Source organism: Shewanella sp. 10N.7 (assembly GCF_020806285.1).
GTDB lineage: Bacteria > Pseudomonadota > Gammaproteobacteria > Enterobacterales > Shewanellaceae > Shewanella > Shewanella electrodiphila.
Genome location: NZ_JAJGZS010000009.1, coordinates 65,634 through 75,156 on the forward strand (window position 1 = coordinate 65,634; position 9,523 = coordinate 75,156).

The window sequence follows — 9,523 nt, forward strand, 5'->3', positions numbered from 1 at the left end:
AATATTAGTTAGACATGATGTTAGCTTGGTATAAATCCATATTATCGAATTATCATTAGTAGAGTGACTCGCGCCTGCGCCTGCCAGTCATCAGCTGACATGTTTGCCAATATTGCCAATATTCTAAAGCCCCATTAACGACTCCTACTTATAGTCATTTTACTGCTAATACGCTCTGTATGGCTTTACGACTGAATAACTCTTCATTCGCCTTACTTTTATTCTGCTTGCCCGCTTTGTTTATAATTGACTCCACTAGGTAATACTTAAAAAACCATATAAATAACGCTTGCTGGTAGTCACCAATGCCATGCGATGTTCACAAGCTACTGATTTTAAAGTTGTAAACTTATATTTACCTACGACTAATGTCTGAGTCCAAAACCGCTTTTATTGTTCGCTATGGCCACATGCTTCAGATAAGGTGCCTCTAATCTAGAGGCGAGAATCAAATTCCCGAGACTCATTCCCGAATAGGAAGTCCCGAATCTAAATCTTGAATCTATATTCAAAGCACTTTTAGCAAGTGAAATTTAGTAAGTGAGTTTTAGTGAATGAACTTTCTTGAATGAACAATAGGAATAATATGAGCAGTAATTCTGAATCAGTACATGAGCAAGAAAGTGACCAATCAACAAAAGCAAACAAGTTAAATTACCAACAGCAACATCAGCCAAGTTCATCGTTTAATAGTCGAGAAGAATATCTAGAACACGAGCTCAGCATCATGGACCCAAAACGCTGGCGTCCTAACTTACCTTTCAAAGATTTTCGCTTTGAACCAGAAGATTCAATTGCAGCTATGGCAGCAACCATTGGTAAAGTTGTCATGGTGGGCGCGATTGCGACAACCTTTGCAACATCACTAGGGCTTGAAGAAAGTTTCATCTTAGAAAATGTCCGTTATGAACTGATTATTGCTGCATTCTTCATTGTTATCTTTTCAGGTTTTTTATTACCTACAGCAAACTTAGCTGGCACCCATGGGCCGTTGATCCCAATCATACCGATTGTGGTTGCAGCAGGTGGCCACCCAATGGCCTTTGGATTACTGATTGGCGCACTAGGATTAATACTCGCTATTAGTAAAGGCGGCAGTATGCTGGCAAACCTCACCAGTAAAGGTGTGTGCGGAGGGCTACTCTTGTATCTAGGCTTTGTCGGCACCGCATCACAAGTAAAGAAATTGTATGCATGGGCTGATGGTATCGGCATGGAGCACATTGCTTTTATTGTGATTTTTTGCACCATTATTCTGTACGCATTACTGGAACATTGGCGAAAACGTTGGCTTGCTGTGCCATTAAGTTGTTTACTGGGCGGCACATTAGCCTTTGCCATGGGCGCGCCATTTGAGTTTCACACTGCCCCAGGTTTACCTAATATGAACCCAATGTATTGGTGGGGAGATAACTCAGGTTGGATGCTCGGTTTACCGACTATCGAAAGCTTCATGGTCGTGCTGCCTTTTGCCATTTTAGCCGTTGCTATGTGGTCCCCTGATTTTTTAGGCCATCAAGTATTTCAAAAGATAAATTATCCTCCGCGTACTGAAAAAGTACATATGAACATTGACGATACCATGACCAGCGCCTCAATTCGTCAAACAGTAGGCTCACTACTTGGTGGGGCTAATTTCACTTCATCTTGGGGGACTTATATTGTCCCAGCTGCGATTGCTAAGCGCCCTATTCCAGCGGGTGCATTACTTACCGCATTGTTTTGCGTTATTGCTGCGCTATGGGGTTATCCAATGGATCTTGCTATTTGGGAACCTGTGCTGTGTGTTGCACTGGTCGTTGGGGTATTTATTCCATTACTTGAAGCAGGTATGGAAATGACTCGCGAAGGTAAAACTACCCAATCTGCCGCTATTGTGGTGTTTTCATCAGTATTAGTGAACCCTGCATTTGGCTGGTCACTCACCATGCTATTGGATAATTTAGGCTTGATTGGCTGTAAAGACAGAAGCGCAAAACTGACTAGAATGAATCGCTGGATAGCACCCAGTATCATGTTTGTCATTCTCACAGGTGTTATGGCGCTAGTGGGTTTACTACCCGGTATTCCAGCCATCATTTCGGACTTGAAATAATGATAGGAATTAAAATGACAGTTTTAGCGGTTAAAAAAAGAAGCTTTGAGACATCAAAGCTTCTTTTACCGTGATTACTATTCGCTCATAAATACAAAAAAGATATGCATGTATTTACTAACCACAATTAATGGGTATTCAAATTGTTCAATTTATTAGCTTCGAGCTTTAAGGCTTTAGCATTTGTATTCGAACTTTGTCCTAGTAAACCTAGATTAATTGTATTTTGCCACTCAGCTTCCCACTGGCTCAAATCATTTAATTTAAAGGTGTTAATTCTAGGTCGAATTAACTGACCAGTTTCACTTTCATCTACGACCCCGTCACCATTATCATCCCAACCATAAGTTGAACGTTCGTAAATTAATGCTCGCCCTTCATCATCTACAGAAATAACTTCCCAGATCCGGTGGCGCTCTTGAATATCCGTAGAAAGATAATGATTAACAATTCGTCCTGAATTATCCCATATCCATCTGTCATCACCGAAACTAAAATGGCCAATATCATTATGTCCATCATAATAATTATTATCTGGCTCAATGGCGCTGACACCTCTATTTAATGTGCCATCCTTATTAAACAAATAGCCCCAAACATTACTGAACTTTAGCTTATCCCCGTCCCATTCATTTTCTGTATAGCTATTAATATATGACAATTGAACCATCGGTAAATCTGTCGCTAGGTTTTTTGTATATTGTTCATAGCTTGTATCAAATTGAGCTATTTGCCTTGCCAGCACATAGCTCAATTTGTTGTCAGACCACTTTTCTATTTGAGTTAAATAACCTTTCCCAGCTGAAGTAAGTGGCGTAAATTTATATTGAATAGTCCCTTTAGTTAACGTAAGCATTCCGTTTAACAGTGCAGCGCTAAATTGCTGATTACTATCACGTGTTGTAGCTGTTGTATCTTTAATTGTTACAACATCGCCTATGACTTCAGTGACTTCTTGCAAACTGTTGTAATCTATAAAAGTACTTTCAAAGTGTAGTATCCAGTCTCCTTCAATTTCAGTAAGAGTGCTTTCTTTAAACGCAGATTCAGGTGTATGAACTAACGCTTTACTCTTTGAAAATGGATCAAAAACACGCGGAGTTGGGTTACTCCAAGAATATCCAGTCATTGGAAGGTTCAATTGAGTATAATACTCTCCAGTTACATTAACTTGATACTGAGATGATGTACTTGATAGCAGAACATAATTCTCATTAGCTATACCAAAATTAACTTCTATCTGAAAAAAATCTCCAATAAACCCTGCGTGATAAGCAGCAATGAGTTCATCAATAACAGACTGTTCAAAGTTATAATTGGTTGCTAACTCTTGATATGGATAAGTAATAAAATCGTACGACTTAGAAGTGGGATCTTGATAGACGACTTGCATATGCCCATCAACAATGTCCCAAGTAAAATTAATTTCAGCAATACTTCCAATATAATTATTTGTATTAAATGTTTTACCTGAACCATCTGCTGAAAATTGCTTACCAATACCTTGATATTCATTCCAGTTTTGCTTGGAGCCAAATAACTCGATAATCGTTTTGTCGGAGAAGTTTTCTGATGAAAATTGTTCTACCACATTCGGGTCAGAAACGGTCTGCTCTATCGCTTCATCTACTGCTGCAGTATAAGCTTCTGTGAGTTCACCATTTTCATCTATATAGCCATTTTCAACTAAATATGCCTCGATAAGTTCAGTTGTAGCCGAGCTTTCACCTTCGACTATTTCTGCATCTAAAAGGGATAATACTGACTCACCTTCTGGAATGTCAAAATCATCATTATCAACAAGTAACTTAATGAAACCAGCAGTTTCTATCAGCTGAGATGGAATTAGGTTAGCGAGTAACTGTTTAAACTCGTCTTCACTCGTTATTTCATCATTTTCAGTAAGATCTTTAGCGAGCAAATATGTCGCTGTGGTTAAATGGGTTACATTCGTCTTATTACTTTGCTCATTCGTTAATGTGCGATCTTCGTTCAATAAGGTAAGTAAGTTACTCGCATTCCCAGAAACTGTAATCAACTCAACGTTTTCTTGATTCTCGTCTGGATGGCCCTTAGCATTAATAAAAATCAATGCAGACATATCGTTGATTATAATAGGTAAAGTATAATTTCCTGAGGAGTCAGCTTCAGTTTCAAATATCTCATCTCCAATTGATACAGAGACTAGGGCATTGGCAATTGGTGAGTCTGTCACCAATCCAGACAACACCATCGTATGATTTACTGTGATGTCGACTTCAGCCTGTGCAGTTAATTCACCATCTGAAACTTCATAAGTTATTGAGTCTTTTAGGGAGACGTTATTTTCTGGTGTATAGACAATCTGATTATTAACTAATTCTGCTGAACCACTTGTAGGTTGAGACACGATAGAAGTAATCGTTAATTCATCACCATTTTCATCAGTATCATTTGCCAATACATCAATGGTAATAACATTATTATTTTGCGTTAAAGCTGTATCATTAAAAGCTTTAGGGGCACTGTTTACAGCAGGGGTTACTTCACTCTCAGATGAAGAGTCACTTCCACAGCCAGATAAAATTGCAGCAGCAAGTATTGTTAAAGAAAAATATTTCTTCATTAGAATTCCTTTTATGGGCCTATATCCATTTGCCTACATATACAACATAGGTATTAAAAGTAGAATGCTAACACTACTAGTAATCTGCTAGCAACATATTAGCAACACTATTATTGGTATTAAAAGTATATAAAATTAATTACTTGCATTATCTGTGGAAGCAGAATATTTACCTTAATATCCTTATTTATACAGAATATTGTTTTAGCCAATATTTTAGATTGGAGACGGTTAACTTGATAATTTGGCTTAAGTTACCAGAAAAGTCCTCGTCTCAAATTAACGAAAGGAAATGTTGATTAACTACCCGGTATTCCGGCCATCATTTCGGACTTAAAATAACGCTGCTGAGTTGTGTATGAAAAGTCATGCCCTAGGGAAATTAACGCCATAGGGCATGCTTGCAGTGAGCTTATTTGTTTAACACAAATTGATTTATTTGATTCTGGGCCAAGGCTTGATCCATCGTGCCCTTAAGCAGTTTATACATCAAAATAGACGCATCAATTTCTGTTTTACGATTGGTTAAGCTTTCAATATTCAAGCCTAATGGAATATTAAGTGGAATAACGGCGTCCAAAATCTTCTGCAAATTACTGTAATTAACTTTAATTGATTCATACAGTGGGTCATCTGCAGACAATATACGGTTACTGGTTTCTTCAGGTACTGATACCCCTAACCAATTAATAAATTCTAATGTTTTAGCACTTCCACAAGGTGAAAAAGTCAGGATCACTCGATTGGGCTTGATATTATTCAGCTCACACTCTTCAGCGTAACTGGTAAGCATATCGATAGTGGCTTGGGCGTTATACACCGCTTGCGTGATGTAGTATTCACAGCCTTTATTGGACTTACCTAATAGACGGATATGTTCATTCTTTTTACTTAAATGGCGCTCAGCAATGGCAACACCACCAAGGTAAAACTCCTGAGAGTGTTCCGATAACACACGGTATGCATCATTTAATGGTAGAGAACTTGCGACTTGCGCAGATGGCGAGCCGACTAATACGATGTCTCTGACATTATTTTGATACCAAGCCCGAGATAACCACTCGTTAAAACCTTGTTCATCAAGGCCTGCAACACTCTTATAAGCAATTACAGGCTTACCAGACTTTTGATTGATCAATTGAGCATAAGTGCCAGAATCATGGGTAGCTTTAAACGGAAAAGGTCTTGGCGCATCAATACGGCTAGTTTCATCTTGAATATCGTAAATGATCAAACCATCAAAGCTAATCTCATCAAGGCGCGCTAATAACTTATCAGCAATAGTACTGACCATTTCAAAATCGGTATCGATTTTAGGTGGGGTTGTGCCAATAAAGTAGATCCCACGGTGATGATCGGAAGAACGCTGTTTTAGGGATTTTCTCATGTTTAGCCGTCTAGATGGATGTTATCTACATTGTGTCTGAAATTCTCACGTTTGTTAAGGCCAGATAGAATGATTTTTTGTAATGTTTAAGATGAATAAAACTCATAATTATTGCTTTGCAGTCATTCTGAAATCACCTGTGGGAATTTCCCCTTTTGTAAGTACATTATAATAGCTGATTGTTGATAGCTGATAGGCTCGCCTATCTCACACTATCTGAACCTGAGTCGACCTTTAAAAAGATGTTTGGTGGTTTATTATTTACAATCTCAGCCCGAAGATAAATAATAGCGCAACATTGATTTCTTTAGAGCCAAACCATGCCTACCCACAAAAACGTTGCGATTTTTACCAAAGCGGAGCAAATATGTCGCGACAATGGCGTTAAGTTAACGGAGAAAAGAAAAAATGTTTTAGGCGTATTACTGAACTCCAGTAAGCCGCTATCCGCCTATGAAATTGTTGATATCTACCGCACCACACATCAAGAAGCATTAGCCCCTATGTCTGTGTACCGCATGCTCGATATACTGAGTCAATTGCCGCTTGTGCATAAATTATCTTCTGAAAATAAATATTTGGCTTGTTCACACATCACTTGCGAACATGCCCACGAAGTTCCTCAGTTTTTGATCTGTAAAACCTGCGGTAAAGTGGCAGAGAAAGGCATTCAAACCAGTGTCATTGAGGCATTAAAAGACAGTATTAAACAAGCTGACTTTCAACTCATCAATTCTCAGATTGAAATACAATGCTTATGTAAGGATTGTGCAGCTTCAAATTAACTTTTGCTTCGCTTAGCCTGGTGATGATTTTGGGTTCATACAATGCAAAGCTGGGTACAATCAGTGCAACTCTCCATTCAAACTAGGGCGTGTCATTAGTTAAGTTACCAACTCACATACTCTACCGTCCTTACTCTAAAACCCTCAATCTAGATCCCTTAATCTAGAGTCCTCAATCTAGAACTCTCAATTTAGAACCCTTAATCTAGAGTCCTCAATCTAGAGCCCTCAATTTAAACCCCTTAATCTAGAACTCCTAATCTAGAACTCCTAATCTAGCCCCATTAATCTAGAGCCCTCAATTTAAAGCCCTTAATCTAGACCCTCAATCTAGAGCCCCCATTTTAGAGTTCTCAATTTAGAGCTTTCAACTAAAGCCTGATAAAACTTACCGCAGAAAACGCCACTAAAACCTAAACAGAAGGCAATAACACACCTTAAAATCGTGAAACAGCACCTTAATTAACTGGCGTTTTAAACTAAAACCAGTTTAAAAGTAGCCTACAGCCTAGGCTCAGCAAGGACTTAGGTAAGTAACTGAAAAATTCCTTCATATAACGAAAAATATGCGACTTTACACTCACTTAGTATTTAAACTTAAATCATTTGTGTTATAAATAGATTAGCAGTGTAAATTAATTGTTTTCACCAAGGTTTCATTTGTTAAACCTTTGTTATAGCTACAGTGTTTTAGCAATTACTTTATTAGTTGAAAGCAGTCAGTATATCGATACCTATCCAGGTACAGATTGTAATAATACCTAACTGAATAAAATCGACGATAAAACACTGCCTTAAGCAAAGTCATTGATAGGTTAGCAAGCGACTAACAGCCTGCACCTGAAAACTTGCTGTTGCTAACATTAATAAATATTAGTTTTGCTAATGTTTATCTGTGATTAAGCCATTATAAAAAGGGGGCTACATGAAGATCATCCAACTCTTAGCGCTATTATTACTATCTTTCTCGTTACCAGCATCTGCAAATACCGATAAAAATGAAGCACAATTAGTACTTTCATCTTGCATATCGCTTAAAAATGCGCCGTCTGACAGCTCAACTAAAGCCTGTACTTATTACATTCAGGGATTTCTCGCAGGCGCTTTAAATACGAGTTACCAATATAAGATTAGAGAAAGTGCTGGCGGTTTTTCAGACCGAGCCTACCAAACCCGAGTCGGTAACGAGACGTCAAAAAAGCAAATCACCGAAGTGTGTATCCCAACAAAAGCAACCCGTGATCAACTGATTGAACGCATAGTCGGCCGAACGGTTGAACAACTCCCAGCCTCTGCCGACTCTTTACTGTTGTTGCACAGCAAAATTTATCAGGCGTTATCAGCAGAATTACCATGTGAATAAAATATTGAACAGGCTATATGAAGCCAATGATCAACTTAGCACTGCATCGACTTGAATAGTTCGTTGTCATAAAACTCAATCATTTTTGAGTCACTAAGTTTACACAGTCCTTAATTAACACGAAGTATTCGAGAATATGACACAAGAAAAGAAAAGCAGCTTTTTTCCGAGCCATAGGCTTATTCTGTTATTAACCTTAGCCCTATTTTGGTGGATAAACTCCAACTACAGTAACCCGTTATTACTGTCATTAGGGGCAGCTTCGATCATGCTGGTGCTCTATATAGCCCAGAAAATGGATGTTATCGACCACGAATCTCATCCGATTAGTCTGTCGGTCAATATGGCAACCTACCTATTGTGGCTATCAAAAGAGGTCGTGTTATCCAACATCAGTGTGGTTAAACATATTTGGTTGGGTAACAGCAGCATCTCGCCAACTCTGGCTACCATAGATACACGCCAGTGCACTGACATTAATAAAGTGATCTACGCCAACTCAATCACCTTAACGCCAGGGACTGTCGCCATAGACTTAATTGATGATCAACTCACTGTTCATGCTTTACATAAGGATGATATCGATACATTAAAAACCGGCGATATGGATCGCCGAGTAAGGGAGCTCGAAAACTAATGTTAGCTGCCGCTACTATCGCAATTCTTGTCGTCATGCTGTTAGCGATCATTCGCTGCATTGTCGGCCCTACTCTTTACGATCGCATCCTCGCTTTCAATATGTTTGGCACCAAATCAATCCTATTGATATCTGTATTGGGCTTTTTAATGGGCCGTCCAGAGTTTCTCGACATCGCCCTTGTATACGCCTTGATTAACTTTATCAGTGTGATTGGGGTATTACGCTACTCTGACTCAGCAGAATTTAAAGTTGCTCCTTATAAGCCTCATTCAACCAAGGAGGGTGAAGAATGAACCTCGTAATCGAAATTATCAGCGGTTTAAGCCTGCTAATTGGTTGCTTCCTTTGCTTATCAGGTGGCGTTGGGATGTTGCGATTTCCTGATTTTTACACTCGCATGCATGCTGTGAGTGTCACCGATACTTTAGGCGCGTGTTTAGTGCTATTTGGCTTAATGCTACAAAGCCCCAATGGTTTAGTGCTGATTAAATTAATACTCATCTTATTGTGCACGCTATTTATCAACCCGTCTGCCAGCCATGCTTTAGCAAAAGCCGCATTACGTAATGGCTTATTACCGCTAGAAGGTAAGCCTGATAATCAGGGAGGGAACAAGCCATCGAAGCTTTAGTTGATATTGTACTACTG

Annotated in this window: 8 protein-coding genes; 6 read left to right on the forward strand and 2 right to left on the reverse strand. The window is 38.9% G+C overall.

The genetic code is table 11. From position 1 onward, the window contains the following. Positions 1 to 586: 586 nt before the first annotated feature. Positions 587 to 2,095, forward strand: coding sequence for a DUF3360 family protein (locus LMH66_RS07655; RefSeq protein ID WP_102528300.1), 1,509 nt, complete (start codon positions 587 to 589; stop codon positions 2,093 to 2,095). A gap of 127 nt (positions 2,096 to 2,222) precedes the next feature. On the opposite strand, the gene LMH66_RS07660 is transcribed toward LMH66_RS07655, so the two are convergent. Both LMH66_RS07660 and LMH66_RS07665 read right to left on the reverse strand, forming a co-directional pair. Next, entirely contained in the window at positions 2,223 to 4,700 is a 2,478-nt protein-coding gene (locus tag LMH66_RS07660; RefSeq protein WP_229369147.1) for a cadherin-like domain-containing protein, read from the reverse strand. A gap of 412 nt (positions 4,701 to 5,112) precedes the next feature. Further along, positions 5,113 to 6,087 (reverse strand): methylenetetrahydrofolate reductase, encoded by a 975-nt coding sequence (locus tag LMH66_RS07665; RefSeq protein WP_102528299.1) that lies wholly within the window; start codon positions 6,085 to 6,087, stop codon positions 5,113 to 5,115. A gap of 320 nt (positions 6,088 to 6,407) precedes the next feature. Here LMH66_RS07665 and LMH66_RS07670 point away from each other — a divergent pair, with 320 nt between their 5' ends. The 5 genes from LMH66_RS07670 to mnhG all read left to right on the forward strand — a co-directional run bounded on the left by LMH66_RS07670 (position 6,408) and on the right by mnhG (position 9,506). After that, positions 6,408 to 6,872 (forward strand): Fur family transcriptional regulator, encoded by a 465-nt coding sequence (locus tag LMH66_RS07670; RefSeq protein WP_102528298.1) that lies wholly within the window; start codon positions 6,408 to 6,410, stop codon positions 6,870 to 6,872. Positions 6,873 to 7,797: 925 nt separating this feature from the next. After that, a complete protein-coding gene (locus LMH66_RS07675) occupies positions 7,798 to 8,235 on the forward strand; it encodes a Rap1a/Tai family immunity protein (RefSeq protein ID WP_229369148.1) in 438 nt (145 codons plus the stop codon). A gap of 136 nt (positions 8,236 to 8,371) precedes the next feature. Then, the gene (locus LMH66_RS07680) at positions 8,372 to 8,872 is read left to right on the forward strand and encodes a Na+/H+ antiporter subunit E (RefSeq protein ID WP_102528296.1); all 501 of its coding nucleotides are present in this window, start codon (positions 8,372 to 8,374) and stop codon (positions 8,870 to 8,872) included. After that, complete coding sequence (locus LMH66_RS07685) at positions 8,872 to 9,168, forward strand: monovalent cation/H+ antiporter complex subunit F (RefSeq protein ID WP_102528295.1); 297 nt, start codon at positions 8,872 to 8,874, stop codon at positions 9,166 to 9,168. The genes LMH66_RS07680 and LMH66_RS07685 overlap by 1 nt, the downstream gene beginning before the upstream one ends. Beyond that, positions 9,165 to 9,506: a monovalent cation/H(+) antiporter subunit G gene (mnhG, locus tag LMH66_RS07690; protein WP_102528294.1), complete on the forward strand. Its 342-nt coding sequence runs from the start codon at positions 9,165 to 9,167 to the stop codon at positions 9,504 to 9,506. The genes LMH66_RS07685 and mnhG overlap by 4 nt, the downstream gene beginning before the upstream one ends. Positions 9,507 to 9,523: the final 17 nt, after the last annotated feature.